The following is a 26,639-nucleotide window of genomic DNA, read 5'->3' as shown; positions in this document are numbered from 1 at the left end:
TAGTTTGTTTCTGAAAGCGGGCAAATCATGGATCGTCTCCAAGCAATGCGGGTGTTTGTCACGGTGGTGGATCTGGGCAGTCAGTCGGCAGCGGCCGATCACCTGGACCTGTCGCGGCCGGTGGTGTCGCGCTATCTGGCGGAACTGGAAGACTGGGTCGGCGCGCGCCTGATGCACCGCACCACGCGCAAGTTGAGCCTGACCGCCGCCGGCAACGAAATCCTGCCGCGCTGCCGGCAGATGCTGGAGCTGTCCGGTGATATGCAGGCCGCCGTCAGCGAACCCGCCGATGCGCCACGGGGGTTGCTGCGGATCAGCGTCAGCACCTCGTTCGGTCAGGCGCAACTGGCCGATGCCATGGCGGCGTTCGTCAAAGCGTATCCGGGGGTGAGCATCGACCTGCAAATGCTCGATCGCACCGTGAACCTGGTGGACGAGCGCATCGACTTGGCGATCCGCACCAGCAACGACCTCGACCCCAACCTGATCGCCCGGCGTCTGACGGTCTGCCGCTCGGTGGTCTGTGCCGCGCCCGCTTATCTGCAGGAACATCCGCAGCCGCAGCGGGTTGAAGATCTGAGCCGGCACAACTGCCTGACCCATTCCTATTTCGGCAAGAGCCTGTGGCATTTCGAGGAAGATGGCGAACCGGTTTCGGTGCCGGTGCAGGGCAACATCAGCGCCAACGAGGCCAGCACCCTGCTGCGCGCGACCCTGGCCGGCGCTGGCGTGGCGATGCTGCCGACCTATCAGGCCGGGGTGCATGTGCACAGCGGCGAACTGGTTCGCCTGCTGCCCCACGCCGAGCCCCGGCAGATGAACATCTACGCCGTCTATGCCTCACGCAAGCACATGCCGGCAGCGTTGCGCTGCATGCTGGACTTTCTGGTGCAGCGTTTTCCCGAAAACCCGCAATGGGATCAGCTTTAAGCTGCAAGCTGCAAGCTGCAAGCTGCAAGCTGCAAGCTGCAAGCTGCAAGCTGCAAGCTGCAAGCGGAGAGTCTGCTTCATTCTTGAAGCTCAAAGCTCAAAGCTTGCAGCTGCTCTGCCGTGGCCTATGCTGAAAGTAGTACCCAAGGGTATTCGTTCAGAGGTCAACGCCATGAACACCAGAACAAGAAGATACTTCGCGATTTTCATCACCTGTGCGGCCACGCTGGCGCTGTACGGCACCGCGGCATGGCGCGTGGAGCAGTTGCGACAACTGCCCCGTGAGTACGCGAGCTGCAACTTCGAGCGCTGCATCCCTCACAACGCCACCCTCAACGCCCTGCGCTGATACCAGGTTCAGGCGTCGTCGTTCTGCTCGGCCTTCAAGCGGTCGCGGAACGCCTTTGGCGAGATCCCCACCCGGCGCCGGAACAGGCGCGTGAAGTTGGTCGGATCGGAAAACCCCAACACCTCGGACATCTCGTAAATGGTCATGCTGGTATAAGTCAGCAGGCGCTTGGCTTCCAGTAGCTGACGTTCATGCATGATCTGCAACGCAGGTTGCCCAGCCAGTTCGCGGCAGGTGCCGTTGAGGTGCGAGACGGAAATCCCCAGCCGATGGGCCAGGTCTTCGACCTTGACGTGCTGGCGGTAGGTTTCTTCCACCAGCTGAATGAACCCGTTGAGGTATTCGCGCTGACGCTGCGGGCGTTGCGTGGCGTTGTGACGGTGGATCGCCTGGCGGCTGACCCAGACCATGATCACGCTGACCAGCGAATGCATGAGCATTTCCCGCGCCGGTTGATGGCCGTTGTACTCGGCCTGCAACGCGGCAAACAGACTGTTGAGGTACTCCGCGTCCTTGCCCGCCGGATAGCTTTCGGCCTGGGCCAGGGCCTGCACCGAACTGCCCAGTTGCGCCTGCAAATGGTTGATCAACGGTGTGGCGAGGGTGACGACGAATCCTTCGACGTCCTCGGAAAAACGGAATCCATGCACCGATAACGGCGGCAGGATCTGGATCGCGGCTTCGTTCAGTTGCGTGCGTTGGCCTTCGATTTCAAGCTCTGCCTGACCTTTGAATACGAAGAGCAACTGGCACAAATCGGCGTGGCGGTGGGGTTTGATTTCCCATTGGTGTTCGCGGCTGCGTTTGGAAATGGTTTCACAGTGCAGCAAGTCAGGGGTCGGCCAGTCCAGGCTTTCACCGTAGAGCTTGAACACCGGAATCGAAGGCAGGTCAGGCTTGTTCATCACTTCAATCCAGGCCTCGAGGTTTGCGGGCGATAATCGCACCGATTGGCAGAATGTACAGGTATCGGCTCAGTTTTCACCTTCAATTGACAGACCCGCAAGGGAAAAATGCAAGCACTCGAATCCTGAAACTCATTCACCGGCCGTTGTCGCGTGAAGCTTGCGAGTCATAAAAACAATGAAAACGCTGAAAACCCAAGTCGCCATCATCGGCGCCGGTCCGTCCGGATTATTGCTCGGCCAACTGCTGCACAACGCCGGCATCGACACCCTGATTCTGGAGCGCCAGACACCTGACTACGTGCTCGGCCGAATCCGCGCCGGCGTGCTTGAACAAGGCATGGTAGAGCTGTTGCGCGAGGCTGGCGTGGGTCAGCGGATGGACGCCGAAGGGCTGGTGCACGGTGGTTTCGAACTGGCCCTCGACGGGCGCCGGATCCACATCGACCTGCAAGCCCTGACCGGTGGAAAAACCGTGATGGTCTATGGCCAGACCGAGGTCACTCGCGACCTGATGGCCGCTCGTCGGGAGACCGGTGGGCAGACAATTTACGAAGCCAGCCATGTCGTTCCCTGTGACATGAAAAGCGACGAAGCTTATGTCACCTTCGAAAAGGACGGCGAAACCTGGCGCGTCGATTGCGACTACATCGCCGGTTGCGACGGTTTCCACGGCGTGGCCCGGCAGTCGATTCCCGAGGATTGCCTGAAAGTCTTCGAACGGGTTTATCCGTTTGGCTGGCTGGGGATTCTCGCCGACACGCCACCGATTCACGAGGAACTGGTCTACGCCCGCCACGAGCGCGGCTTCGCCCTGTGCAGCATGCGCTCGGCGACCCGCACCCGTTATTACCTGCAAGTGCCGGCCGAGGAAAACGTCGACGACTGGTCGGATCAGCGTTTCTGGGATGAACTGCGCAAGCGTCTGCCGGAGGATCTGGCGCAGAAGCTGGTGACCGGCCCGTCGATTGAAAAGAGCATCGCGCCGCTGCGCAGCTTTGTGGTCGAGCCGATGCAATACGGGCGGATGTTTCTCGTTGGGGACGCGGCGCACATCGTTCCGCCGACCGGCGCCAAGGGGCTGAATCTGGCGGCCAGCGATGTCAGCACGCTGTTCAGGATTTTGCTGAAGGTTTACCGCGAAGGTCGCACTGACTTGCTGGAGAAATACTCGGAAATCTGCCTGCGCCGGGTGTGGAAAGCCGAGCGGTTTTCCTGGTGGATGACTTCGATGCTGCACCGCTTCGACGAGCACGATGATTTCAGTCAGCGGATCTGTGCTTCGGAACTGGACTACTTTGTCAGCTCGGAGGCCGGTCAAAAAACCATTGCAGAAAATTACGTCGGGCTTCCTTATGAGGCTATCGAATAGCTTCCTACCGACTTACACTGGCGAGCATCCCCGCTCGCCTGGCGATCTGCGGGACCCTCACTGCCCGCAGGTTTTGCCCGTGACCAATCTCAACCATCCCGAAACGCCCAAACCGGCCATTCGCAGCGTACTGGTCGCGCTGATGATGGCGATCTTTCTCGGCGCGCTCGACCAGACCATCGTCGCCGTTTCCATGCCGGCCATTTCCGCACAGTTCAAGGACGTCAGCCTGCTGGCCTGGGTGATTTCCGGCTACATGGTGGCGATGACCGTGGCGGTGCCGATCTACGGCAAGCTCGGCGATCTGTACGGGCGGCGCAAACTGATGCTGTTCGGCATGGGCCTGTTCACCCTCGCCTCGCTGTTCTGCGGCATGGCCCAGAGCATGGAGCAACTGGTGCTGGCGCGGATTTTCCAGGGCATCGGCGCTGGCGGGATGATTTCGGTGAGTCAGGCGATCATCGGCGACATCGTGCCGCCCCGCGAACGCGGGCGTTATCAGGGCTATTTCTCCAGCATGTACGCGGTGGCCAGCGTTGCCGGCCCGGTGCTCGGCGGCTACATGACCGAGTACCTGTCGTGGCGCTGGGTGTTCCTGATCAACCTGCCGCTGGGCCTCGGCGCGTACTGGGTGGCGCGACGCAACCTGATCGGCCTGCCGATTCCCCACCGCAAACCGGTCATCGATTATCTCGGCACCCTGTTGATGATCATCGGCCTGACCGCTCTGTTGCTGGCGATCACTCAGGTCGGCCAGGGCCATGCGTGGCGCAGCAGCGAAGTGCTCGGGCTGTTCGCTTGCGCGGTGGCGGTTTTGGCGGTGTTCGTCTGGCATGAGCGGCGCGCCCGGGAGCCGTTGCTGCCGATGCACCTGTTCACCAACCGCAGCGCTCTGCTGTGCTGGTGCACGATTTTCTTTTGCAGCTTCCAGGCGATTTCCCTGATCGTTCTGATGCCGCTGCGCTTCCAGAGCGTGACCGGCGCAGGGGCGGACAGCGCTGCGTTGCACTTGCTGCCGCTGGCGATGGGATTGCCGATCGGCGCGTATTTCGCCGGACGCCGCACCTCGATCACCGGTCGCTACAAACCGCAGATTCTGACCGGCGCGCTGCTGATGCCGATCTCGATCCTCGGCATGGCCTTCAGCCCGCCCGATGCCACGCTGCTCAGCAGCCTGTTCATGCTGCTCAGCGGGATCGCCGGTGGCATGCAGTTCCCGACTTCGCTGGTGGGTACGCAGAACTCGGTCGAGCAAAAGGACATTGGCGTCGCCACCAGCACCACCAACCTGTTCCGCTCCCTGGGCGGAGCGGTGGGCGTGGCATTGATGTCGGCGCTGTTGCTGGCGTTGTTGCAGGACTCCAGTTTCGCCCACCTGGCCGGCAGCTCGCTGATGAGCGAAGGGCATTCCGGCAACGTGCTGCTCGATGGCCTGAACGCGGCGCCCGGCGATGCGCAGAACGCCTTGCGTGCCGAATTGCTGGTGACGTTCCGGCATTTGCTGATGGTCAGCGCGGCGGTCTCGCTGCTCGGGCTGGCGGCGGCGATTGCGATGCCGAACCGGTTGCTGCGGGGCCGTGAGCACGGCGCCCGCTGATTGATGCCGATCGCTCCCACGCGCCGCGTGGGAGCTTTCAGCAATCAAGCACTGTAATAACCGACCGCCACCAGCATGTTCCCGACCTTCTTCAGGTAGGCATGTTTGTTCTCGACCTTGCCGGTCACCGGGTTTTTCCAGCGGTACTCGTACTCGCCCTCATCCTGTTTGCCGATCAGCGCCAGAATCGGTTCGCCCACCGGTTTGCCTTCGGGATCGTCGACCTTGGCGAAATCGGTGTTGATCAACCGCAGATTGGTGCCGTGGGCGACGTAGCGGTGGTTGTCGAGATTGACCACGAACACATACAGGTCGTCCTGGAGGTAACCGCCCTTGAGCGAGTTGATCGCGGACAGCGTGCCCTTCTCATCCTTGGTCAAATCGGTAGCAGCCTTGTCGAGCAACGCTTTTGCCTGTTCCGCCGACGCGCGCGGCAGGTAATAACCCACCGCCAGAATCCGCTGACCGACGCGTTGATAGTAAACGTGCTTGCGCTCGACCTTGCCGTCGGACCAGTTCTGCCAGCGGTATTCGGCCTGCTGGATGCCGTTGCCTTCCGGCACTTTCAAGGCGTCCTTGAAGGACTTCTGCAAGTCCGGCCCGAGCACTTCGCTGACGTCGCGCCCGATCAACGCCGATGACGGCCCACCGCTGGCGAGCATCACGCCCTTGGTATCGACCACGAACACATAGCGATCCTTGTCGACGAATTCGCCCTGACGGCTGAACGCCGCAAACGCCTTGTCGCCGTTGTCGTGGTAATAGGCCAGAGCCTTTTCCAGCAAGGCGATGGCGGCCTTGCTGTCGTCTTTTTCCGTGGTGGCCGCATTGGCCTGACCGAAACTCAACAGCAGCACCGCGCCGAGCCAGGCCAGCTTGTGCACAAACCCCATGACGCATCCCTCGTTCTTGTTGGTGTTTCAAGAGCGTAGACGGCCTGAAGGCATGTATGGATATTCAGAAAGCTTCTGAATGTTGCTGTGGCGAGGGCGCGCGCCCTCGCCACACAAGAGGCTTACGGACGCGCGTTGAGTTGCTGTTGCAGGTTCTGGATCTGCGCTTGCAGGGTGTTGATGTTGCGGGTCATCTGCGCGCGGAACGCGTCGAACTCGGCAGTGTTGGTGCCACCCTGCGCAGCGGCCGGACGGTTGTCCTGCTCGCTCTTGAGGATGACGATTTCCTGCTCCAGACGGTCGATGGCGGCGCTCGGATTGCCTTGTTTTTTCAAGGCCGTGATGTCGGCACCGAGGCTCTTGAACTGCGCATCGAACCCCTTCACCTGGGCATCGAAGTTCTTGAGCTGGGCGTCGAGCTTGCTGGTGTCGGCCGGGGTGCTTTTCAGCGTGGCCAGTTCGGCGCTCAGGGCTTTGACCTGTGCCTGCAACTGGGTGTTGGCGTTCTGCTGTTCGGTGGTCTGGGCGGTCATCTGCGCCAGGCGCTTGTCCAGATCCGTCGCCTGCCCGGCCACGCCCTGCTGCTGTTTGCTCTGATCCTGAAGGGCGCTTTGCAGCTGTTTGATCTGCAACTTCAACGCTTCGCTGTCGGTGGTGACGTTGGTCTGGCTGGCCACGACCTTGCCGGAAATATCCTGCAGACGCCCCGCCGCTTCCTCACTGATGCGCGCGAAACTTTCCTGGGTCGCCACCAACTGCTGCTCCATCAGCGAAATCTGCTGGAAGCTCCACCAGGCAAGACCAATGAAGGCGAAGAACAATGCGCCGACCAGTGCCCACAACGGCCCGGTGCTGGCAGCCTTGACCTTGACCACCGGTGGCGTGCGCGAATGCACGGAGGTGCGGGCGGTGGCCGGAAAATCGTCGTCATCGAGGGTATCGGCGCGCAGGCTCGGTACATCGTCGAAATCGTCGTGGGCATCGTTACGCATGGACATTGAGGCAACCTTTGTGAAACGCGGTGATGGCAGATTGGGGCGAAGTATAAACCCCGCGGCCGCTGGGATTGACCCTCAAGCCGTGACGCGGTTCAGTGCCGGCCGGCAGATTCGTATCAACGAATGTCCTGAGCCTTCCACCAGCCACAGAACTCATCGAGGGCCGTCCACAGACTGACTTTCGGATCGTAGTCCAGATAATGCCGGGCGCGACTGATGTCGAGGGTGAAATTTTTGTTCATCACCTGCATGCCCAGGCGCGACAGGGTCGGCTCGGGACGCCCGGGCCAGAGCTTGCACACGCCTTCGTTGAGCGCCGCCACGCTGTAGGCCAGACCGTAGGAACGGTACTTGGTGACCTGCGGGACTTCCATCTTGCGCATCACGTAATTGACCACATCCCACAGCGGCACCGGGGCGCCGTTGCTGATGTTGTAGGCCTTGCCCAGCGCGGAAGCGTCGGCCAGCAGGCTGCTGAGCAACGCTTCGTTGAGGTTGTGCACGCTGGTGAAATCGACCTTGTTCAGACCATTGCCGATGATTGCCAGACGGCCCTTGCGCTGCATGTTCAGCAAGCGCGGGAAGATGCTCATGTCACCGGCGCCGGTGACGAAACGCGGTCGCAGGGCGAGGGTTTCGAGGCCGAATTCCTGGGCGCCGAAGACCTTTTGCTCGGCCAGGTATTTGGTCGCGGCGTAGTGATGCTTGAAGCGCTTGGGCACTTGCTCTTCGGTCAGGCCGAGATGGTCGCGACCGTCAAAATAGATCGAGGGCGACGACAGATGCACCAGCCGCCGAACCCGTTGTTTCAGGCAGGCCTCGACCACGTTTTCGGTGACCTGGACGTTGCCCTGATGGAAGTCCTGATACCGGCCCCACAAGCCGACCGCACCGGCGCAATGCACCACGGCTTCGACGTCATTGCACAATTCCCGCACCAGATCCGGATCACTCAAATCGCCTTGAACGAACTCGGCACCGCGACGCACCAGATGCTCGACACCCTCGGCCCGGCGACCGTTGACCCGCACGTCCAGGCCCTGCTCCAGGGCGAAACGCGCAAAGCGTCCGCCGATGAAGCCGCTTGCGCCGGTGACCAGAATTTTCATGTAGAGCTCCAACAAAACCAGCTGCAAGCTTCGAGCTTCGAGCTGCAAGGTAAAAACAGTACGCAAGCGCTTTACTTGCCGCTTGCAGCTTGACGCTCACAGCTGCTTTCAGGCCACCAGCCATTGCGCCGACGAGCGCACCAATTGTTCGGTCAACAGCCCGAGCAACTGACCGCCATTGCGCCAATGATGCCAGTACAAGGGCACGTCGATCGGTTTATCTGGCAACAGTTCGCGCAGCACGCCGCGCTCCAGTTGCTCGCGGACCTGTAATTCCGGCACCAGTCCCCAGCCGAGCCCGGCTTCGGTCAGACGGATAAAACCTTCGGACGACGGGCACAGGTGATGTTCGAAACCGCCATCGACGCCGAGGGACGCGAGGTATCGATGCTGGAGAAAATCGTCAGGGCCGAACACCAGCGCCGGGGTGCGCGGTAATTGTTCTGCCCGTACGCCGTCGGGGAAATGCCGCTCGATGAACGCCGGGCTGGCCAGCGCTCGATAGCGCATCGCCCCGAGCAACACGCTGCGTGCCCCCGCCACCGGCCGCTCACTGGCGCACAGGCAAGCGGCCACTTCACCGGCGCGCATGCGTTTGAGGCCGACGGTCTGGTCCTCGACGATCAGATCGAGCAATAGATGTTGTTCGGCGCAGAAGTCGCCCACCGCCTCGGCCCACCAGGTGGCGAGACTGTCGGCATTCAGGGCGATACGCAGGCGCTCCGGCAGGCCCTCTTCGTCCAGCGCCGGCACCAGCGTCTGCAAATCTCGCTCAAGCAGACGTACCTGCTGCACATGGTTGAGCAAGCGCCGACCGATCTCGGTCGGCGACGGCGGTGTGCCACGCACCAAAACCGGCTGGCCGACCCGCGCTTCCAGCAGTTTGATCCGCTGGGAAATCGCCGATTGCGAAAGGCCCAGCACCTGCGCCGCCCGTTCGAATCCGGCCTGCTCGACCACGGCGGCCAGAGCGGAAAGCAATTTGTAGTCGAACATCAGTTTTCCTAATGAGCGATCAGCACTATTGGTTTTTCTTATACAGCGTCAACCGGGAGAATAGCCAGCAAGCACTCTTTATCAAGGACCACCCCCATGGCTGGCGAAACCTCGTTGACCACCCTGCTGCGGAGCATGAGCCCGCAGCTCAATGCCGGCGAATTCGTGTTCTGCACCTTGTCCGACGGCGAGTTGCCGAGCGGCCTGGAAGTCGTAGGCAGTTTCCGTGAACAGGAAGGCCTGACGGTGATTCTCGAACGCTCCCACGCCGAGCGCGCCGGGTTCAGCTTCGACTATGTCGCGGCGTGGATCACGCTGAACGTGCATTCGGCGCTGGAAGCCGTCGGCCTGACCGCCGCGTTCGCCACCGCATTGGGCAAGGCCGGGATCAGCTGCAACGTGATTGCCGGCTACTACCACGACCATTTGTTCGTCGGTCAGGCCGACTCCGAACGCGCCATGCAAGTGCTGCGCGATCTCGCAGCCAACGCGGAGTAATCGTCATGTGGCAAAGCTATACCAACGGTTTGCTGGTGGCGTTCGGGCTGATCATGGCGATCGGCACGCAAAATGCCTTTGTCCTGGCCCAGAGCCTGCGGCGTGAACATCACCTGCCGGTCGCCGCGCTGTGCGTCGCCTGTGATGCGTTGCTGGTGGCGGCCGGTGTGTTCGGTCTGGCCACGGTGCTGGCGCAGAACCCTACGTTGCTGGCAGTTGCCCGCTGGGGCGGCGCGGTGTTTCTGATCTGGTACGGCAGCCAGGCGTTGCGCAGGGTGTTTTCGAAACAGAGCCTGCAACAGGGTGAAAACCAGACCGTACGTTCGCTGCGGGCAGTGATGCTCAGCGCACTGGCGGTGACCTTGCTCAACCCGCACGTCTATCTGGACACCGTTCTGCTGATCGGGTCTCTCGGTGCGCAACAGTCGGTGCCCGGCGCCTATGTCGTGGGCGCGGCGAGTGCTTCGTTGCTGTGGTTTTTCACCCTCGCCCTCGGTGCAGCATGGCTGGCACCGTGGCTGGCACGGCCGAGTACGTGGCGGATTCTCGATCTGTTGGTGGCGATGATGATGTTCACGGTGGCGGGGCAATTGATATTGGCTTCATGATTTATTCCAAACAGCTCTGGAACCTCTATCCCACACAGTTGTTGCGTGGTTAAGCCGCACCCCCGGTGCTATGATCCGAACCCTGCGCCGCAAAGAGTAAAAACTCGCCGGTGCATTTCTGGCCGCCCGTGATCGGCCTTGCGCTCACCGCAACAGACCTGATTAGGAGAATCATCATGGCTTTCGAATTGCCGCCGCTGCCTTACGCACACGATGCCCTGCAGCCGCACATTTCCAAGGAAACCCTGGAATTCCACCACGACAAGCACCACAACACCTACGTCGTGAACCTGAACAACCTGGTGCCAGGCACCGAGTTCGAAGGCAAGACCCTGGAAGAGATCGTCAAGACTTCCTCGGGCGGCATCTTCAACAACGCCGCTCAGGTCTGGAACCACACCTTCTACTGGAACTGCCTGGCGCCAAACGCCGGCGGTCAACCAACCGGCGCACTGGCTGAAGCCATCAACGCGGCTTTCGGTTCGTTCGACAAGTTCAAGGAAGAGTTCAGCAAAACCTCGATCGGCACCTTCGGTTCCGGCTGGGGCTGGCTGGTGAAAAAGGCTGACGGTTCCCTGGCCCTGGCCAGCACCATCGGCGCCGGCAACCCGCTGACCAGCGGCGACACCCCGCTGCTGACCTGCGACGTCTGGGAACACGCTTACTACATCGACTACCGTAACCTGCGTCCTAAGTACGTCGAGGCGTTCTGGAACCTGGTCAACTGGAAGTTCGTGGCCGAGCAGTTCGAAGGCAAGACCTTCACCGCTTAAGCTGCACGCCAGACAAAAACCCGGCTTTGCCGGGTTTTTTTATACCTGCGGAAATAATCGTGAGTGCGTTGCATCACAAACAAGGCTTTTTCCCACACCTGAAGCAGCCCTTCTCGCCTTGCTCCCAAGCCACGGCGAACTAACATCAAAAGAGGAAAAATTGTCCGACGTCCCTCAAGTTGGAGACCGAAACTACCGACACAGTACAACCAGGGCAAATACTCCAGACAGCAGCATATCGGCCAAGGCCACGGACAAATTTTCCGCGGCTCGATTGTCCCTTTGACTGCCAACACGGGATTGCCAATACTCATGGCAACTTGACGCTACCCGCACGGAACAAGGAATAACCCTTTGAAGCTGGAACTCAAGAACAGCTTGTCGGTGAAGTTGCTCCGGGTCGTGCTCCTGTCGGCATTGATCGTCGGCGTGGTCTTGAGCTGCGCGCAGATCGTGTTCGATGCCTATAAAACGCGCCAGGCCGTCGCCGGCGACGCCGAACGCATCCTCGACATGTTCCGCGACCCCTCCACCCAGGCGGTCTACAGCCTGGACCGGGAGATGGGCATGCAGGTGATCGAAGGCCTGTTCCAGGACGACGCCGTGCGTCAGGCCTCCATCGGTCACCCCAATGAAGCGATGCTCGCGCAAAAGTCGCGTGAGCTGCAGCAATCCAACAGCCGCTGGCTGACCGACCTGATCCTCGGCCAGGAACGCACGTTCACCACCCAACTGGTGGGACGCGGGCCATACAGCGAATATTACGGTGACCTGAGCATCACCCTCGACACGGCCACCTACGGTCAGGGTTTCATTGTCAGTTCGGTGATCATCTTCATTTCCGGCGTGTTGCGCGCCTTGGCCATGGGTCTGGTGCTGTACCTGGTCTATCACTGGCTGTTGACCAAACCGCTGTCGCGGATCATCGAACACCTCACCGAGATCAACCCGGACCGCCCCAGCGAACACAAGATTCCGCAGCTCAAGGGTCACGAAAAAAACGAACTCGGTATCTGGATCAACACCGCCAACCAGTTGCTCGAATCCATCGAACGCAATACCCACCTGCGCCATGAAGCGGAAAACAGCCTGCTGCGCATGGCCCAGTACGATTTCCTCACCGGCCTGCCGAATCGCCAGCAGTTGCAGCAGCAGCTGGACAAGATTCTGGTGGATGCCGGCAAGCTGCAACGGCGGGTCGCCGTCCTTTGCGTAGGTCTGGACGATTTCAAAGGCATCAACGAACAATTCAGCTACCAGACCGGTGACCAGTTGCTGCTGGCCCTCGCCGACCGGCTTCGCGCCCACAGCGGTCGCCTCGGCGCCCTCGCCCGTCTCGGTGGCGACCAGTTCGCGCTGGTGCAGGCCGATATCGAACAGCCTTACGAAGCGGCGGAGCTGGCGCAAAGCATCCTCGATGACCTGGAAGCGCCGTTCGCCCTCGATCATCAGGAAATCCGCCTGCGCGCGACCATCGGCATCACCCTGTTTCCGGAGGACGGCGACAGCACCGAGAAGCTGCTGCAGAAAGCCGAGCAGACCATGACCCTGGCCAAGACCCGCTCGCGCAATCGCTATCAGTTCTATATCGCCAGCGTCGACAGCGAGATGCGCCGCCGTCGCGAGCTGGAAAAAGACCTGCGCGACGCGCTGTTACGCGACCAGTTCTACCTCGTCTATCAGCCGCAGATCAGCTACCGCGATCATCGCGTGGTCGGGGTCGAGGCATTGATCCGCTGGCAACATCCGGAACACGGTCTGGTGCCGCCGGACCTGTTCATCCCGCTGGCGGAACAGAACGGCACCATCATCGCCATCGGCGAATGGGTGCTGGATCAGGCCTGCAAGCAACTGCGCGACTGGCACGATCAGGGCTTCGTCGACCTGCGCATGGCAGTCAACCTGTCCACCGTGCAACTGCACCACGCCGAGCTGCCACGGGTGGTCAACAACCTGTTGCAGATGTACCGCCTGCCACCACGCAGCCTGGAGCTGGAAGTCACCGAAACCGGCCTGATGGAAGACATCAGCACCGCCGCCCAGCATTTGCTGAGCCTGCGCCGCTCCGGCGCCTTGATCGCCATCGACGATTTCGGCACCGGCTATTCTTCGCTGAGTTATCTCAAGAGTCTGCCGCTGGACAAGATCAAGATTGACAAGAGCTTCGTTCAGGACCTGCTGGATGACGACGATGATGCGACCATCGTTCGCGCCATCATCCAACTGGGCAAGAGCCTGGGCATGCAGGTGATCGCCGAGGGCGTGGAAACCGCCGAACAGGAAACCTACATCATTTCCGAAGGCTGCCACGAAGGTCAGGGCTACCACTACAGCAAACCGCTGCCGGCGCGCGAGTTGGGCATTTATCTCAAGCAGGCCCAGCGCAGCAACGCGGCCATCCTTTGAAACGTGCCTGCCAGGCCCGACGCAACCCGGGTTCTGCCGGGCATCAACCTCGCTGTTGATCCAGCGCAGACCCCGCGCAAATAAGAAATATTTCCAGCTACAACCCTTTACACATAATGCGAAAGATTTGCATTATGTCGCAGTTTTGCGCACCCCCGCGCCTGTCCACTCAATCACCGAAGCAGGATGTTCGCCATGATTCGTATGCCTCTGGCTACCGCCAGTCTGCTGGCCATCGCTATTTCCCTCGCCGGTTGCGGCGAAGGTAAAGACAAAGAAAAGGCCGCCGCTCCTGCGCCGACTCCGGCTGCCAGCACCGCTGCACCGGCTGCGCCTGCTGCTGCCGGTAAAGTCGACGAGGCCGCCGGCAAAGCCGTTGTCTCGCACTATGCCGACATGGTCTTCGCCGTTTACAGCGATGCCGAATCCACCGCGAAAACCCTGCAAACCGCCATCGACGCATTCCTCGCCAAGCCGAACGCCGACACCCTGAAAGCCGCCAAGGCTGCCTGGGTCGCCGCCCGCGTTCCTTACCTGCAGAGCGAAGTGTTCCGCTTCGGCAACACCATCATCGACGACTGGGAAGGTCAGGTGAACGCCTGGCCTCTGGACGAAGGCCTGATCGACTACGTCGACAAATCCTACGAGCATGCACTGGGCAACCCGGGCGCCACCGCCAACATCATCGCCAACACCGAAGTACAGGTCGGCGAAGACAAGGTCGACGTCAAGGACATCACCCCGGAAAAACTCGCCAGCCTGAACGAGCTGGGCGGTTCCGAAGCCAACGTTGCCACCGGCTACCACGCCATCGAATTCCTGCTCTGGGGCCAGGACCTGAACGGCACCGGCCCTGGCGCCGGCAACCGTCCGGCCTCGGACTACCTGGAAGGCAAAGGCGCAACAGGCGGTCACAACGACCGTCGTCGTGCCTACCTGAAAGCCGTGACCCAGCTGCTGGTCAGCGACCTGGAAGAAATGGTCGCCAACTGGAAGCCGAACGTGGCCGACAACTACCGCGCCACCCTGGAAGCCGAACCGGCTGAAAGCGGCCTGCGCAAAATGCTGTTCGGCATGGGCAGCCTGTCCCTGGGCGAACTGGCCGGCGAGCGCATGAAGGTGTCCCTGGAAGCGAATTCCCCGGAAGACGAACAGGATTGCTTCAGCGACAACACCCACAACTCGCACTTCTACGATGCCAAGGGCATTCGCAACGTTTACCTGGGCGAGTACACCCGCGTCGACGGCACCAAACTGACCGGCGCCAGCCTGTCGTCGCTGGTGGCCAAGGTCGACCCGGCTGCCGACACAGCGCTGAAAGCCGATCTGGCCGCCACCGAAGCCAGGATTCAGGTCATGGTCGATCACGCCAACAAGGGTGAGCACTACGACCAGTTGATCGCGGCCGGCAACACCGCCGGCAACCAGATCGTCCGCGACGCCATCGCTTCGCTGGTCAAGCAGACCGGTTCGATCGAAGCCGCTGCCGGCAAGCTCGGCATCAGCGACCTGAACCCGGACAACGCTGATCACGAGTTCTGATCACAGCGTCCGCGTTAAAAAAGGCGACCTTCGCAGACTGTGTAAAAACGCGCCAAAGGCATATCTAACCAACGCCCCGACTTGTTCGGGGCGTTGTTTTTTGTGTCCCCCCAACAAAGCTGGCAACTCCTGATGTGAAACGGCGAGACCAAGCAGCGCCGTGTGGCACATGCCCATTTCACTCACAAGACATCTTGCCTAAACCAAAGACAGGAAGAACTGACAGCCGATCACACCAGCAGGTGTAGGACGGTTCTTGATCCTCCACGCCCTATTGAAGCGCCAAATTCTCTCTGCCTAGAGTGCCAGCTAGCTTGGTCTTCAACACGATCGACCACGAACGCGTCCGGATACGGCGACACCATCTGGTAAGCAACTGCCCAGATGCAAACCAAGGAGGTTTCATGCCCTGCCAAAGCGACCTGCGTTTCACCTTCGAACCCCTGAAAGGCGATCCCTTCGAAGTGGTCTCGTTCACTCTTCAAGAAGGCCTGTCCCAACCCTTCAAGCTTGAACTGGAACTGGCCAGCCATAACGCCGCCATCGACTTCAATCGGGTGCTGGATCTGGCGGGGCTATTCACGATCTGGCGTGGCGAAACACCTGTGCGTTACGTCCACGGCCTGGTCAGCCTGTTCACACAGGGCGACACCGGCTTTCGCCGCACCCGCTATACCGCCGTGGTCGAGCCGACCCTGAAGCGTTTCGACCTGCGTTCCAACTGGCGCATCTTCCAGGGCCAGACCGTGCCCGACATCATCACCCGCGTCCTTACCGAACAAAAACTGACCGACATCCGCAGCGAAATCTGCTTCGAGCACCAACCCCGCGAATACTGCGTACAGGCCGGTGAAACCGACCTCGACTTCATCGCCCGCCTCGCCGCCGAAGAGGGCCTGCTCTACACCTTCGAACACCGCGCCGACGGCCACACCCTCGTCCTCACCGACCGCGTCGGCGGCCTGGGCACCATCGGCACCCACACCGATTGCCCGGTGATCTATCAGCCGATGGCTGGTGGAGACGCCACGGAACCGGCACTGAACCGCTTCCACTATACCGAACAGGTCCGCACCGCCGTGCAGGTGCAGCGCGACTACACCTTCACCCACCCGCGCTACAACCAGCAGCACACGGCGACTGGCGACCAGGACCTGAACAACCAGCACAAGGACTACGAACGCTACGACTACCCCGGCCGTTACAAGCGCGACGTTGCCGGCAAGCCCTTCACCAAAACCCGGCTGGCCGCCCTGCGCAATGACGCCAAGCTGGCCCATGTGGAAGGCGACGATGCCCGCCTGCAACCGGGATTGGCCTTCGACCTCAACGAGCATCCCCGCGAGGATTTCAACGACCGCTGGCGCACCATCGCCATCCAGCACGAGGGCAAGCAGCACACCAGCCTGCAGGAAGAATCATTTGGCAGTGGCCTTGGCACGTCCTATGAAATGAAGGCCAGCGCCATCCGCTGGACCTCGGACTGGAAAGCACCGCTGCGTGACAAACCCTGCATCGACGGCCCGCAGATCGCCACGGTGGTTGGGCCTCCCGGTGAGGAGATCTATTGCGATGAATGGGGCCGGGTCAAGGTGCAGTTTCCGTGGGACCGCGCGGATAAAAACAACGATCAGAGTTCGTGCTGGATTCGGGTGGCGCAAGGTTGGGCGGGCGCGACCTGGGGCGCGATGGCGATTCCGCGTGTGGGCCAGGAACTGATCATCAGCTTTCTGGATGGCGACCCGGACCAGCCTATCGCCACGGGCCGCACCTACCGCCAAACCAATCTGCCGCCGTACGAGCTGCCGAAACACAAAACGCGGATGACCATCAAAAGCCGCACTCATAAGGGCTCGGGGTTCAATGAGCTGCGTTTTGAGGATGAATTGGGGCAGCAGGAAGTTTTCATCCATGCCGAAAAAGACAAGAACGTCCACATCAAAAACAACAACGGCATCTTCGTCGGCAATGACCGAAAGGAGCGGGTCGAGCACAACGAAACCGTATCCATCGGCGACCACCGCACCGAGGATGTTGGCCAGAACGAAACCATCAGCATCGGTGCCAACCGCAGCGTGACCATTGGTGGTAACAAGGCCGAGACGATCAAGTTGGCCAAAGCCGAAACCATTGGTCTGGCCAAGGCGCTGACCATTGGCGCGGCGTATCAGACCAGTGTTGGTGGGGCGATGAATACCACCGTAGGCCTGAGCCAGAGCGAGCAGGTTGGTATTCACAAATCGGTGGTGGTAGGGAAGCGTTTCAAGATCACGGCCGGCGATGAACTCAGCATTACGGTTGGCAAGTCCAGCCTGGTGATGAAGTCCGACGGCACTGTGTTGATCAATGGCCGCACCTTCGATTTCAGCGCCACTGGCGCAGTGCAGATCAACGGTAAAGACGTGGATATCAACTAGGGGGCGTCATGGAATTTCGCAATCTGACGCCCTTCGATGCGCTGTGTTTCAGCGCGCTGGGTATGGACGATCAAGAGTACCCAGTGCTGGTCATGAAAGTGGGTTATCGGTTGCTGCCGATTGACGGGCAGCCGGGGCAGTTTCGCGCTGAAGTGATGGATGAGGATCCACTGGCGCTGTGCACCGCTGATCGCTACTACGGCGAAGAAGGGACAAGCAGCGTCTGCGAGGAAAGCGACCTGGCACCGTTCAAACCGCGCTGTGATGTGATCGTGGTGGGTAATGCTTATGCGCCACAGGGCCAGCCGACCGCACACTGGACGGCTGGACTGCGCATCAGTGCGCCGGTGGTGCCGCCTCCCAGAATAGAGGTGCCACTACCAACACCACTAAGTCCCGGCGAACGGCTGACCGAGTATCAACTGGTTGAATGGCAGGCCGCCCGGCAAGAGGCGTTTAAGCGTCGGGCCAATGCGCCGACACGCCACTACTTTTTGGACAAACAGCTGAAATTCACCGGCCCTCGGCAGTTCAGACACAGTCTGTTTGGTGGATGGCAATTGACCGAACCGCAAGCGGCCAGTTCGGTGCCTTTGCGCTGGGAATATGCCTTCGGGGGCAGCAGCGTGGTGCCCAATCCCGAGTACGCGGTTGATGCAAGCTCACCGCCCTATCTGCTCAACGAGGTGTGCTACAGCAACCCGCTGGGCCGGGGCTGGATTGAAAAACGCCAGGAAGACCTCTGCTATCACTTGGACAAACCGCTGCGCGAACTCCCCGCACCGCAGATCGAACCCATCGACCAACCGGTGTGGCGCCTGGACCGGGTTAAACATCCTGAGTGTGAACTCGATTCCAACGGCATGGCGCAGGTCGCGGCCTGCTACAAAAACCAACCGGTGGGATTTGGCGTGGTGGGACGTGCCTGGGCACCGCGCCTGCCATTGGCCGGGAGCTACGACGAAACCTGGCAGCGCGAACGCTGGCCGGGATTGCCACGGGATTTTGATTTTGCCTACTGGAACGGCGCACCGGTCGATCAGCAGATCGAATTTCCGCCACCGGCGTTTCGTCTTGAACTGTTCAACCTGACCGAGCCCAGCCTCACACCCGGCGGCTCGTTGTGCGTCGAACTGCCCGGCCATCGCGCCTTTGTTCTGATGCGTCTGCACAACGGCGCCATGTTGCCGCTGCCCATGCTTCCCGACACCCTGCGCATCGACACCGAGGCCATGACTCTGGCGCTGACTCATCGCATCAGCCTGCCCAATCACTTGGGCATCCGTGTCCTTGAAGCGCGTTTCGAGACCGATCCAACAGCGCCGCTAATCAAGCGCGCAGCCAGGGAGGTGGTCTGACATGGCCGATAACGTCATCGCTCGCAAACAGGGCAAATGGAAGGTCGTCAGCATCGTCCCGGATGTGTGCAAAACCCCAATGGGCAGCGCCATCCCACCGGTGCCTTACCCCGTCACCGCCGAACTGAAAACCGCCACCGGCGTGGCCAAGTCCGTGCGCTCAAACGGCCACCCGGTGGTCGTATTCGACAAGAGCCTGGTGCCCAGCACCAAGGGGGATGGCGCTGGTGCCGCCAAAGGCATCAAGAGCAACACTGTCGGCGGCAAATGCTACCCGCTGGAGAAGAGCAGCACCGTTCGCGCCGAAGGCAAACTGGTGGTGCGCCATGACGACAAGTTCTGGATGAATGGGGCTTAACGCATGGCGGAACCGATCAATCTACCGCCGTTGCACGTGCATGCGGTCAGCGTCACCGTCCAACCGCCCCCCAACAGCATCGTCGGCCCTGCCGAAATGTTGCTGCAGCAAGGCGAGAATGGTGGCGTGCAAATCGACGTCTTCTGGCGCGACGCCATGGGCAATGAGGTACACGAAAGCAAGGAAATGCAGGAGAAGGAATACGAGGCCCTGCGGGCGCGCTACCTGCATTCCGAACAGGCGAGCCTGCCGTCGTTCAGCTCGTTCAAGAGTGGTAATACCGTTGGGCGGGTTGTGGGTGAGACGGCGTCGGCGGAAGTTCCGGCATCGCAGGCCAATCCACCAATCGAGGCTGAAACCGAAGAAGAAGGTATCTCTGGTGAACAGATCCTGGATGGCATTCAGCTAGGCTTGGATGTCGTTGGATTGATTCCGGTTTTCGGGGAGATCGCTGACCTTGCCAATGCGGGAGTCAGTGCCGCTCGGGGCGACTATGTGGGGGCCGGGCTATCGCTACTCTCGGCGATTCCGTTTGTTGGCTACGCGGGCACGGCTGGCAAGGCCACTCGGTACGGTGCAAAGATGGCCGAGACCTCGGGTAAAGCGGGCAAGGAAATTGCCGACAGAACGGCGAAGGAAGCAGCTGCAAGGAAAACCAAGGAGGAAGCTGCACGAACACAAGGGCAGACATCAAGCAAACACGGCAACGGCGGCCGTGTCGCACAATCAAGAAGATTTGATGCTGAATGCTTTAATATGCCAGACGGCGTATCCGAAGATGAGTTCCTTCGCCAACTTCAAGAACAAGAAGATGCTATCAATCGAATGGATGCTGACACACTCCTTGAAAACAGGCAAAAAATAGACGATGCCGGAAGCACAAAAAGTCTTCGAAATAAAGAAGTAAAGGCAAAGCAACGTGAAGCGAGATTAAATTATGAAGCCATGCGCAAAATAGAACTAAATGCCATTGGAATAAAAGGTCAAAAAGCAAAAGAAGCAATTAAAGAAGAATTAAAAAAATTAGTCGCAACACATAGGCTTGATATGATTGCTGGCGGGAATCCACGAGACATATCTGGAATGGGCGACAAGAGAATCAATTCATCACTTGGCCCTCAATGGAGTGGCCGTCGCGCCGATGCCTTAGAGAAATACGCACAAAATCTCAAGAGCAACGGTCACGGAAAAAATAAAATGAATGTAAAACTCAAAAAATGCTGAGGCTAAAAATGATCGATGAATTTTATCAATACATATTTACCGAATACGGAAACCCGAAACCTTCAATCCCTTTCCAAGAAAGGGAACTTCTTACAATACCTGGCAAATTACCGACTCATCTTATTGAACTTTATCGAATATACGGGCGATTTATTACACGACACGGACGAATTCAAACATGTCATCCGCTCGACCTACAACCCGTACTAAAATATATCTTCATTTCGGATGCAGACTTTCATGAAAAATGCCACGCATTTGTATATTCAGCATTTGGAATAATTTATTTTTTCCATGAAACCTGTGGCTGCGGATACATAAACCTCCTCTCCGGACAGGTATTTTGTGCTGGCTACACTTCACCGTTTAGTGATGGTGCAAACATTGATGAAACTGCCTTTTTACCATATGACCTCAGCGATGACAGCTTCGACATCTTGGACGAAAATGGAAGAAAACTCCTATCAAGAACAATAAAAAAAGAAGGCTCTTTAGAAATTGGCGAATGCTACGGCTTTGTCCCAATCTTGCCATTCGGCGGTTCCCGCACACTAAGCAATATAAAGCGCCTTAAAGCCACCGAGCACTTTTCAATAGTTGCGCAGTCGACTACGTTCGAACTTGTCAACGTAAATAGCCTTGGCAACACTGAAACTATAAAAACATTCATATGACTTAATATGCCCATTAAAATACTGACTCACTCGACCAGACAAACTACTATGAAGAGAGACAACAAGAGCTAACTAAATAATTCAGCCATCACCCCGCCATCGGCTTCTACCGCATGCTCGATCTCGCCGCTGTGTTCACCATCTGGCGTGGCGAGACTCCGGTGCGTTACGTCCACGGTCTGGTCAGACTGTTCACCCAGGGCAACACAGGCTTTCGCCGTACTCGCTACAGCGCCGTGGTCGAGCCGACCCTGAAGCGTTTCGACCTGCGTTCCAACTGGGCCAGACCGTGCCCGACATCATCACCAGCATGCTGGCCGAGCAGAAACTGACCGACATCCGCAGCGAAATCTGCTTCGACCACCAATCCCGCGAATATTGCGTGCAGGCCGGTGAAACCGACCTCGACTTCATCGCCCGCCTCGCCGCCGCAACTCGATGTGGCTGATCACTACGCTACAGCCAGTTGGGGTAGCAAAGGAAAGCAGTACAGCAAAATACAAGAAAAACTCATACAAGGAGGAAAAGCTGGCTATCGAGCAGCAATGATGATGGACATTGATGACATACGATCAAAATTCGGTGACAAATATGACGCAGCAATCGCTCAAATGCTCGCATGGGCCAAGTGCAAGGAGTACATATAGCAATGAAGACAAAGGTTCAATGGATCACTGAAATGACAGATCTCTTAGATGGGCCTAGAAATAGGAAAGCCGAGGAAAAATTTCATAATCTAGTATATGAAATACCACCAGATGCCGACAGCGAAATAGTTGACACACTAATGAATAGTTTTTTAAGGCCATTTGAATCCTCAGTAATGCAGGTATGCATAACCATTCTCGGCGGGGTTAGTATCGAAAAATATTATGATTCCTATTTTAAAATCTTCCCTCAGCTCCTCTACCAAGACACCAATAATGCGCTGTGCCTGCTAAACTATCCAGGTTATGAATTGCAGCATCAACACATTAGAAAAATAGTGGACATGATGAAAAAGATAGACCCTTCCGGAGCCCTTAAAGCAGAGGTAGACTATCAAATAAATTATTGGAATTTAAACAATGACGAGCCTTGGTCAAGCATTTACCACTCCGCATAGGCGTAATATTAATGGAAGACATACTAAAGCAATTTCTTACTGAAGCAAAAAAAGATCTTGAGGTACAGCCATTTGACTTTTTTCCTTTGACAAACACAAAAGATGAGACCAGCGGGATATTGCCATATTTTTACCTGCGATGGGCAGCTAGCAAATTTTTATTATTGAGCAATGATGAAATCTCGAAAATCACAGCCAGCAGAAACACATTAACTCTAAAGCTCGAGGACATTCGAAAAACACTTGGAGCTCAGCTACTTCCAGCTCACTTCACCCTCGAAGGCAATGCATTTACGCAAGACTACTACCGTCCAGGCTGGAAATATTTTTATCTAACCGACTTTGGAAGAGTCTTCCCTGAGTATGATGATTTAGACAGTGTGACTGACACAGATGTTAACTACAAAAGAATAAGCACCGTACTAGAAGATCGCTTCTTAAAGTGGCAATCAAAGGCCTAGCCCCTCAGATTTTATTTGGAAAAATAATACCCTGAACCATCTTATTCCCAGTTCTGAACCACTCCGCTAGACAGAGGGCTACTGCCCTCGCGGAGAATAACTCTCAGCGCTTGGTCAGCCTGTTCCAGCTGGGCGACACAGGCTTTCGCCGCACCCGCTACACCGCCGTGGTCGAACCACCCCTGAAGCGTTTCGACCTGCGTTCCAACTGGCGCATCCTCCAGGACCAGACCGTGCCCGACATCATCACCAGCGTGCGTTGCTGTCGCCTCGTGCCTTTTATGTAAGACGGGATGCTGAGCTGCTTATGCTGGGGGTCCAGTAAAACCCTGTCGCAAATCAAGCAAACGATAATTCCTCTTATTCAAACCCCCTCGCCCTGTTAGACTTTGCGCCTTTAAATTCGCCCCTCTTGCAGGAAGTCTGATGCCCCCGCTGCCTCTTCGCTTGTCCGCACTGTTTCTGGCCCTGGGCCTGAGTGCCTGCGATGACGCCCCGCGTTTCACCAAGGCCGAGCCGGGTGAAGCCCGTTCCGGCGGCGCGGCGACCGTGCGCAAGAGCGATCAGAACGCGTTTTCCCTGCCGTCGGCCAATCTGCCGCCATCGCGCCGGGTGGACTTCAGCGTCGGCAACAGCTTCTTTCGCAGCCCGTGGGTGATCGCGCCGTCGACCACCACCGCCCGCGATGGCCTCGGCCCGCTGTTCAACACCAACGCCTGCCAGAACTGCCACATCAAGGACGGCCGCGGCCATCCGCCGATGCCGGATGCGGCCAACGCGGTGTCGATGCTGGTGCGTCTGTCGATTCCCGATGCGCCCCAGTACGCCAAATTGATCGAGCAGGTCGGAGTGGTGCCCGAGCCGATCTACGGCGGCCAGTTCCAGGACATGGCCGTCCCCGGCGTCGTACCGGAAGGCAAGGTGCGGGTCGATTACACGCCGGTGCCGGTGCGCTTCAAGGACGGCACCGAAGTCGAGTTGCGCAAACCGGTCCTGCAGATCACCCAGCTCGGCTACGGCCCGATGCACCCGGACACACGTTTCTCGGCCCGCGTTGCGCCGCAGATGATCGGTCTCGGCCTGCTCGAAGCGATCCCGGAAGAAGCGATCCTCGCCAACGCCGCCGCACAGGCCAAAGAGAACAACGGCATCAACGGCCGGCCAAACCGGGTCTGGGACGATGAGCAGCAAAAGACCGTCATGGGCCGATTTGGCTGGAAAGCCGGCCAACCGAACCTCAATCAACAAAATGTTCACGCGTTTTCTGGTGATATGGGCCTCACGACCAGCCTGAGACCGTTTGATGACTGCACTGACGCGCAAACCGCCTGCAAACAGGCGCCGAACGGCAACGGCCCGGACGGCGAACCTGAAGTCAGCGACAACATCCTGCGCCTGGTGCTGTTCTACAGCCGCAACCTCGCCGTTCCCGCCCGCCGTGGCGTCAACGATGCGCAAGTGCTGGCCGGCAAGAATCTGTTTTTCCAGGCGGGTTGCCAGTCCTGTCACACGCCGAAATACACCACCGCCGCCAACGCAGCCGAACCTGAACTGGCCCATCAAGTGATTCGTCCGTACAGCGATCTGCTGCTCCATGACATGGGCGAAGGCCTGGCGGACAACCGTACCGAATTCCAGGCCTCCGGCCGCGACTGGCGCACCCCGCCGCTGTGGGGCATCGGCCTGACGCAGGCGGTCAGCGGCCACACTCAGTTTCTGCATGACGGCCGCGCCCGCAACCTGCTCGAAGCCGTGCTCTGGCACGGCGGCGAAGCGAAAGCGGCGCAGCAACAGGTTTTGTCTTTCAACGCCGAGCAGCGTGCCGCGCTGCTGGCGTTCTTGAACTCACTTTAAACACTTGAACGAATCGGGAGCCCGACATGTTCCGTCCCAAGCTGTTGTTCACCAGCCTTGCCGCACTGGCCCTCGGCGCGTGCTCGCCGCAGGATCCGCAAGCCGTCACCTCGGCGGCCATCGCCAAATCGGTGATCCTGCCGACCTACACCCGCTGGGTCGAAGCCGACAAGCAACTGGCCGTCAGTGCCCTCGCCTACTGCCAGGGCAAAGAGTCGCTGGAGACCGCCCGCGCCGACTTCCTGCATGCGCAGAAAGCCTGGGCCGAGCTGCAACCGCTGCTGATCGGCCCGCTGGCCGAGGGCAACCGTTCCTGGCAGGTGCAGTTCTGGCCGGACAAGAAAAACCTGGTCGGCCGTCAGGTCGAGCAACTGGTCACCGCGCAGCCGCAGATCGATGCCGCCGCACTGGCCAAGTCCAGCGTCGTGGTTCAAGGCCTGTCCGCTTACGAGTACATCCTGTTCGACGCCAAGCCTGACGTCGCCAACGACGCGCAGAAAGCCAAATACTGCCCACTGCTGGTGGCCATCGGCGAGCGTCAGAAACAACTGGCCGAAGAGATCCTCAGCAGCTGGAACAATACCGACGGCATGCTCGCGCAGATGAGCAAGTTCCCGAACCAGCGCTACGCCGACTCCCACGAAGCCATCGCCGATCTGCTGCGGGTACAGGTCACCGCCCTCGACACCCTGAAGAAAAAACTCGGCACGCCGATGGGTCGTCAGAGCAAGGGCGTACCTCAACCGTTCCAGGCTGATGCATGGCGCAGCCAGTCGTCCATGGAGTCGCTGGAAGCCAGCCTCGCGGCAGCCAAAACCGTCTGGGAAGGCGTCGACAACAAAGGCCTGCGCGGCCTGCTGCCGGCTGAGCAAAAGCCGCTGGCGGACAAGATCGATGCAGCCTACGCGGCGTCGCTCAAACTGTTCGGCAGCACTCAGCGCTCGCTGACCGAAATGCTCAACGATGACGCCGGTCGCCAGCAGCTCAACGATATCTACGACAGCCTCAACGTCGTCCACCGCCTGCACGAAGGCGAGCTGGCCAAGGCGCTGGGCATCCAACTGGGCTTCAACGCCAACGACGGTGACTGATGAGGGCACGTGCCATGCTGCGACGCCAGGCTCTGACTTTAGGTAGTTTGCTGCTGGGAGCAGTGACACTGGGCGGCTGGACGCTGTTCAAGCGCAAGGACCAAAGCCCGCTGCTGCTGTCGGCACGGGACAACACCGACGGCAAGCACTACGCCGTCGGTTATCGGCTGGACGGCACCCAGGTGTTCGCCACCGAAGTCGGCCAGCGTTGCCACGACATCATCAATCACCCGACGCTGCCGATCGCGCTGTTCGTCGCTCGCCGGCCGGGCACCGAGAGCTACCTGATCGACCTGCGCAACGGTGCATTGCTGCAAACCGTGACGTCGCAGCCGAACCGGCATTTCTATGGCCACGCAGTGATCCATCACAGCGGCGATTACCTGTACGCCACCGAAAACGACACCACCGATCCGGGCCGTGGCCTGCTCGGAGTGTACAAATTCGAAGGCGAACGGCTGGTGCACAGCGGCGAGCTTTCCACCCACGGTCTCGGCCCGCATCAGGTGTCGTGGATGCCCGACGGTGAAACCCTGGTGGTGGCCAACGGCGGGATCCGCACCGAGGCCGAAAGCCGGGTCGACATGAACCTCGACGCCATGGAACCGAGTCTGGTGCTGATGCAACGGGACGGCACTCTGCTGAGCAAGGAAACCCTCGCCCAGCAGATGAACAGCGTGCGCCACCTGGGAATCGCCAGCGACGGCACCATCGTTGCCGGCCAGCAATTCATGGGGCCTTCCCACGAGCGTTCGGAGCTGCTGGCGATCAAACGTCCCGGTCAGCCATTCGTAGCGTTCCCGGTGCCGGACCATCAGTTGCAGTCGATGGGTCATTACACCGCCAGCGTCGCCGTGCACAGCGACCTGCGTCTGGTGGCATTGACCGCACCGCGCGGCAACCGCTTCTTCATCTGGGATCTGGACAGCGGTGAAGTGCGCCTCGACGCCCCGTTACCCGACTGCGCCGGTGTCGGTGCGGTGAAGGACGGGTTTGTCGTGACCTCCGGTCAGGGACGTTGCCGCTACTACGATTGCCGTCAGGACGATCTGCTGGCCAAACCGCTGGATTTGCCCGCAGGGCTCTGGGACAACCATCTTCATCTGATGGCCTGAAATTCG

Annotated in this window: 25 protein-coding genes and 1 pseudogene; 21 read left to right on the top strand and 5 right to left on the bottom strand. The window is 59.3% G+C overall.

Features of this window, described 5'->3' with window-relative positions:
* Positions 1-27: 27 nt before the first annotated feature.
* Together ACM6JM_RS13565 and ACM6JM_RS13560 are read left to right on the top strand one after the other, a co-directional pair.
* A complete protein-coding gene (locus tag ACM6JM_RS13565) occupies positions 28-930 on the top strand; it encodes a LysR family transcriptional regulator (protein WP_203546238.1) in 903 nt (300 codons plus the stop codon).
* Between the two features lie 172 nt (positions 931-1,102).
* Complete coding sequence (locus ACM6JM_RS13560; RefSeq protein WP_166225760.1) at positions 1,103-1,279, top strand: hypothetical protein; 177 nt, start codon at positions 1,103-1,105, stop codon at positions 1,277-1,279.
* Between the two features lie 8 nt (positions 1,280-1,287).
* Here ACM6JM_RS13560 and ACM6JM_RS13555 read toward each other — a convergent pair whose 3' ends face one another.
* On the bottom strand, positions 1,288-2,184 hold the full coding sequence (locus ACM6JM_RS13555) for a helix-turn-helix domain-containing protein (RefSeq protein ID WP_039765907.1): 897 nt from the start codon (positions 2,182-2,184) through the stop codon (positions 1,288-1,290).
* Between the two features lie 187 nt (positions 2,185-2,371).
* Between ACM6JM_RS13555 and pobA the strand changes: the two genes are divergently transcribed.
* Together pobA and ACM6JM_RS13545 are read left to right on the top strand one after the other, a co-directional pair.
* The gene (gene pobA, locus ACM6JM_RS13550) at positions 2,372-3,556 is read left to right on the top strand and encodes a 4-hydroxybenzoate 3-monooxygenase (protein ID WP_371857926.1); all 1,185 of its coding nucleotides are present in this window, start codon (positions 2,372-2,374) and stop codon (positions 3,554-3,556) included.
* 79 nt (positions 3,557-3,635) lie between these two features.
* Positions 3,636-5,153 carry an MDR family MFS transporter gene (locus tag ACM6JM_RS13545; protein ID WP_414882060.1) on the top strand — a complete coding sequence of 506 codons (1,518 nt, stop codon included), beginning with the start codon at positions 3,636-3,638 and terminating at the stop codon, positions 5,151-5,153.
* Between the two features lie 44 nt (positions 5,154-5,197).
* Here the strand turns inward: ACM6JM_RS13545 and ACM6JM_RS13540 are convergent, their stop codons facing one another.
* The 4 genes from ACM6JM_RS13540 to ACM6JM_RS13525 all read right to left on the bottom strand — a co-directional run bounded on the left by ACM6JM_RS13540 (position 5,198) and on the right by ACM6JM_RS13525 (position 9,149).
* Positions 5,198-6,046 carry a cache domain-containing protein gene (locus ACM6JM_RS13540; RefSeq protein ID WP_039765901.1) on the bottom strand — a complete coding sequence of 283 codons (849 nt, stop codon included), beginning with the start codon at positions 6,044-6,046 and terminating at the stop codon, positions 5,198-5,200.
* 122 nt (positions 6,047-6,168) lie between these two features.
* Positions 6,169-7,044 carry an ATPase gene (locus tag ACM6JM_RS13535; protein WP_414882059.1) on the bottom strand — a complete coding sequence of 292 codons (876 nt, stop codon included), beginning with the start codon at positions 7,042-7,044 and terminating at the stop codon, positions 6,169-6,171.
* A gap of 116 nt (positions 7,045-7,160) precedes the next feature.
* Complete coding sequence (locus ACM6JM_RS13530) at positions 7,161-8,153, bottom strand: NAD-dependent epimerase/dehydratase family protein (RefSeq protein WP_039765898.1); 993 nt, start codon at positions 8,151-8,153, stop codon at positions 7,161-7,163.
* 108 nt (positions 8,154-8,261) lie between these two features.
* On the bottom strand, positions 8,262-9,149 hold the full coding sequence (locus ACM6JM_RS13525; protein WP_414882058.1) for a LysR family transcriptional regulator ArgP: 888 nt from the start codon (positions 9,147-9,149) through the stop codon (positions 8,262-8,264).
* 96 nt (positions 9,150-9,245) lie between these two features.
* Here ACM6JM_RS13525 and ACM6JM_RS13520 point away from each other — a divergent pair, with 96 nt between their 5' ends.
* The 17 genes and pseudogenes from ACM6JM_RS13520 (at position 9,246) to ACM6JM_RS13440 (ending at position 26,633) form a co-directional block, all read left to right on the top strand.
* Positions 9,246-9,647 carry an ACT domain-containing protein gene (locus tag ACM6JM_RS13520; RefSeq protein ID WP_414882057.1) on the top strand — a complete coding sequence of 134 codons (402 nt, stop codon included), beginning with the start codon at positions 9,246-9,248 and terminating at the stop codon, positions 9,645-9,647.
* A 5-nt stretch (positions 9,648-9,652) separates the two neighbouring features.
* Positions 9,653-10,255 carry a LysE/ArgO family amino acid transporter gene (locus ACM6JM_RS13515; RefSeq protein ID WP_103387414.1) on the top strand — a complete coding sequence of 201 codons (603 nt, stop codon included), beginning with the start codon at positions 9,653-9,655 and terminating at the stop codon, positions 10,253-10,255.
* A gap of 176 nt (positions 10,256-10,431) precedes the next feature.
* Complete coding sequence (locus ACM6JM_RS13510; protein WP_003227660.1) at positions 10,432-11,028, top strand: superoxide dismutase; 597 nt, start codon at positions 10,432-10,434, stop codon at positions 11,026-11,028.
* Between the two features lie 354 nt (positions 11,029-11,382).
* A complete protein-coding gene (locus tag ACM6JM_RS13505) occupies positions 11,383-13,434 on the top strand; it encodes a putative bifunctional diguanylate cyclase/phosphodiesterase (protein ID WP_039765890.1) in 2,052 nt (683 codons plus the stop codon).
* A 195-nt stretch (positions 13,435-13,629) separates the two neighbouring features.
* Positions 13,630-14,976: an imelysin family protein gene (locus ACM6JM_RS13500; protein ID WP_414882056.1), complete on the top strand. Its 1,347-nt coding sequence runs from the start codon at positions 13,630-13,632 to the stop codon at positions 14,974-14,976.
* Positions 14,977-15,380: 404 nt separating this feature from the next.
* The gene (locus ACM6JM_RS13495; RefSeq protein ID WP_414882055.1) at positions 15,381-17,393 is read left to right on the top strand and encodes a type VI secretion system Vgr family protein; all 2,013 of its coding nucleotides are present in this window, start codon (positions 15,381-15,383) and stop codon (positions 17,391-17,393) included.
* A gap of 8 nt (positions 17,394-17,401) precedes the next feature.
* Positions 17,402-18,751, top strand: a complete 1,350-nt coding sequence (locus ACM6JM_RS13490; RefSeq protein ID WP_414882054.1) for a DUF2169 family type VI secretion system accessory protein — start codon at positions 17,402-17,404, stop codon at positions 18,749-18,751.
* Between the two features lies 1 nt (position 18,752).
* A complete protein-coding gene (locus ACM6JM_RS13485) occupies positions 18,753-19,109 on the top strand; it encodes a DUF4150 domain-containing protein (protein ID WP_414882053.1) in 357 nt (118 codons plus the stop codon).
* Between the two features lie 3 nt (positions 19,110-19,112).
* Positions 19,113-20,333: a polymorphic toxin type 15 domain-containing protein gene (locus tag ACM6JM_RS13480; protein WP_414882052.1), complete on the top strand. Its 1,221-nt coding sequence runs from the start codon at positions 19,113-19,115 to the stop codon at positions 20,331-20,333.
* A gap of 8 nt (positions 20,334-20,341) precedes the next feature.
* A complete protein-coding gene (locus ACM6JM_RS13475; RefSeq protein ID WP_414882051.1) occupies positions 20,342-21,007 on the top strand; it encodes a T6SS immunity protein Tdi1 domain-containing protein in 666 nt (221 codons plus the stop codon).
* A 113-nt stretch (positions 21,008-21,120) separates the two neighbouring features.
* Positions 21,121-21,437, top strand: a pseudogene (locus ACM6JM_RS13470) (contractile injection system protein, VgrG/Pvc8 family); the annotation flags it as partial.
* A 219-nt stretch (positions 21,438-21,656) separates the two neighbouring features.
* On the top strand, positions 21,657-22,112 hold the full coding sequence (locus ACM6JM_RS13465; RefSeq protein WP_414882050.1) for a hypothetical protein: 456 nt from the start codon (positions 21,657-21,659) through the stop codon (positions 22,110-22,112).
* A gap of 11 nt (positions 22,113-22,123) precedes the next feature.
* Positions 22,124-22,573, top strand: a complete 450-nt coding sequence (locus tag ACM6JM_RS13460) for a hypothetical protein (protein WP_414882049.1) — start codon at positions 22,124-22,126, stop codon at positions 22,571-22,573.
* Positions 22,574-22,683: 110 nt separating this feature from the next.
* Positions 22,684-22,860 (top strand): contractile injection system protein, VgrG/Pvc8 family, encoded by a 177-nt coding sequence (locus ACM6JM_RS13455; RefSeq protein WP_414882048.1) that lies wholly within the window; start codon positions 22,684-22,686, stop codon positions 22,858-22,860.
* Positions 22,861-22,999: 139 nt separating this feature from the next.
* A complete protein-coding gene (locus ACM6JM_RS13450; RefSeq protein WP_414882047.1) occupies positions 23,000-24,427 on the top strand; it encodes a di-heme oxidoredictase family protein in 1,428 nt (475 codons plus the stop codon).
* A gap of 26 nt (positions 24,428-24,453) precedes the next feature.
* Entirely contained in the window at positions 24,454-25,518 is a 1,065-nt protein-coding gene (locus tag ACM6JM_RS13445; protein WP_414882046.1) for an imelysin family protein, read from the top strand.
* Between the two features lie 14 nt (positions 25,519-25,532).
* Positions 25,533-26,633 carry a DUF1513 domain-containing protein gene (locus ACM6JM_RS13440; protein ID WP_414882045.1) on the top strand — a complete coding sequence of 367 codons (1,101 nt, stop codon included), beginning with the start codon at positions 25,533-25,535 and terminating at the stop codon, positions 26,631-26,633.
* Positions 26,634-26,639 lie beyond the last annotated feature (6 nt).

It is taken from the genome of Pseudomonas sp. IT-P2 (assembly GCF_949767575.1).
GTDB classification, from domain to species: domain Bacteria; phylum Pseudomonadota; class Gammaproteobacteria; order Pseudomonadales; family Pseudomonadaceae; genus Aquipseudomonas; species Aquipseudomonas pharyngis.
This window is presented reverse-complemented; position numbering and strand designations above follow the sequence as displayed.

Bases quoted from the DNA above. Each gene is read 5' to 3' on its own strand.
- ACM6JM_RS13565 (WP_203546238.1), top strand. From the start codon at position 28: ATGGATCGTCTCCAAGCAATGCGGGTGTTTGTCACGGTGGTGGATCTG.
- ACM6JM_RS13560 (WP_166225760.1), top strand. From the start codon at position 1,103: ATGAACACCAGAACAAGAAGATACTTCGCGATTTTCATCACCTGTGCG.
- ACM6JM_RS13555 (WP_039765907.1), bottom strand. From the start codon at position 2,184: ATGAACAAGCCTGACCTGCCTTCGATTCCGGTGTTCAAGCTCTACGGT.
- ACM6JM_RS13540 (WP_039765901.1), bottom strand. From the start codon at position 6,046: ATGGGGTTTGTGCACAAGCTGGCCTGGCTCGGCGCGGTGCTGCTGTTG.
- ACM6JM_RS13535 (WP_414882059.1), bottom strand. From the start codon at position 7,044: ATGTCCATGCGTAACGATGCCCACGACGATTTCGACGATGTACCGAGC.
- ACM6JM_RS13530 (WP_039765898.1), bottom strand. From the start codon at position 8,153: ATGAAAATTCTGGTCACCGGCGCAAGCGGCTTCATCGGCGGACGCTTT.
- ACM6JM_RS13525 (WP_414882058.1), bottom strand. From the start codon at position 9,149: ATGTTCGACTACAAATTGCTTTCCGCTCTGGCCGCCGTGGTCGAGCAG.
- ACM6JM_RS13520 (WP_414882057.1), top strand. From the start codon at position 9,246: ATGGCTGGCGAAACCTCGTTGACCACCCTGCTGCGGAGCATGAGCCCG.
- ACM6JM_RS13515 (WP_103387414.1), top strand. From the start codon at position 9,653: ATGTGGCAAAGCTATACCAACGGTTTGCTGGTGGCGTTCGGGCTGATC.
- ACM6JM_RS13510 (WP_003227660.1), top strand. From the start codon at position 10,432: ATGGCTTTCGAATTGCCGCCGCTGCCTTACGCACACGATGCCCTGCAG.
- ACM6JM_RS13500 (WP_414882056.1), top strand. From the start codon at position 13,630: ATGATTCGTATGCCTCTGGCTACCGCCAGTCTGCTGGCCATCGCTATT.
- ACM6JM_RS13495 (WP_414882055.1), top strand. From the start codon at position 15,381: ATGCCCTGCCAAAGCGACCTGCGTTTCACCTTCGAACCCCTGAAAGGC.
- ACM6JM_RS13490 (WP_414882054.1), top strand. From the start codon at position 17,402: ATGGAATTTCGCAATCTGACGCCCTTCGATGCGCTGTGTTTCAGCGCG.
- ACM6JM_RS13485 (WP_414882053.1), top strand. From the start codon at position 18,753: ATGGCCGATAACGTCATCGCTCGCAAACAGGGCAAATGGAAGGTCGTC.
- ACM6JM_RS13480 (WP_414882052.1), top strand. From the start codon at position 19,113: ATGGCGGAACCGATCAATCTACCGCCGTTGCACGTGCATGCGGTCAGC.
- ACM6JM_RS13475 (WP_414882051.1), top strand. From the start codon at position 20,342: ATGATCGATGAATTTTATCAATACATATTTACCGAATACGGAAACCCG.
- ACM6JM_RS13465 (WP_414882050.1), top strand. From the start codon at position 21,657: ATGAAGACAAAGGTTCAATGGATCACTGAAATGACAGATCTCTTAGAT.
- ACM6JM_RS13460 (WP_414882049.1), top strand. From the start codon at position 22,124: ATGGAAGACATACTAAAGCAATTTCTTACTGAAGCAAAAAAAGATCTT.
- ACM6JM_RS13450 (WP_414882047.1), top strand. From the start codon at position 23,000: ATGCCCCCGCTGCCTCTTCGCTTGTCCGCACTGTTTCTGGCCCTGGGC.
- ACM6JM_RS13445 (WP_414882046.1), top strand. From the start codon at position 24,454: ATGTTCCGTCCCAAGCTGTTGTTCACCAGCCTTGCCGCACTGGCCCTC.
- ACM6JM_RS13440 (WP_414882045.1), top strand. From the start codon at position 25,533: ATGCTGCGACGCCAGGCTCTGACTTTAGGTAGTTTGCTGCTGGGAGCA.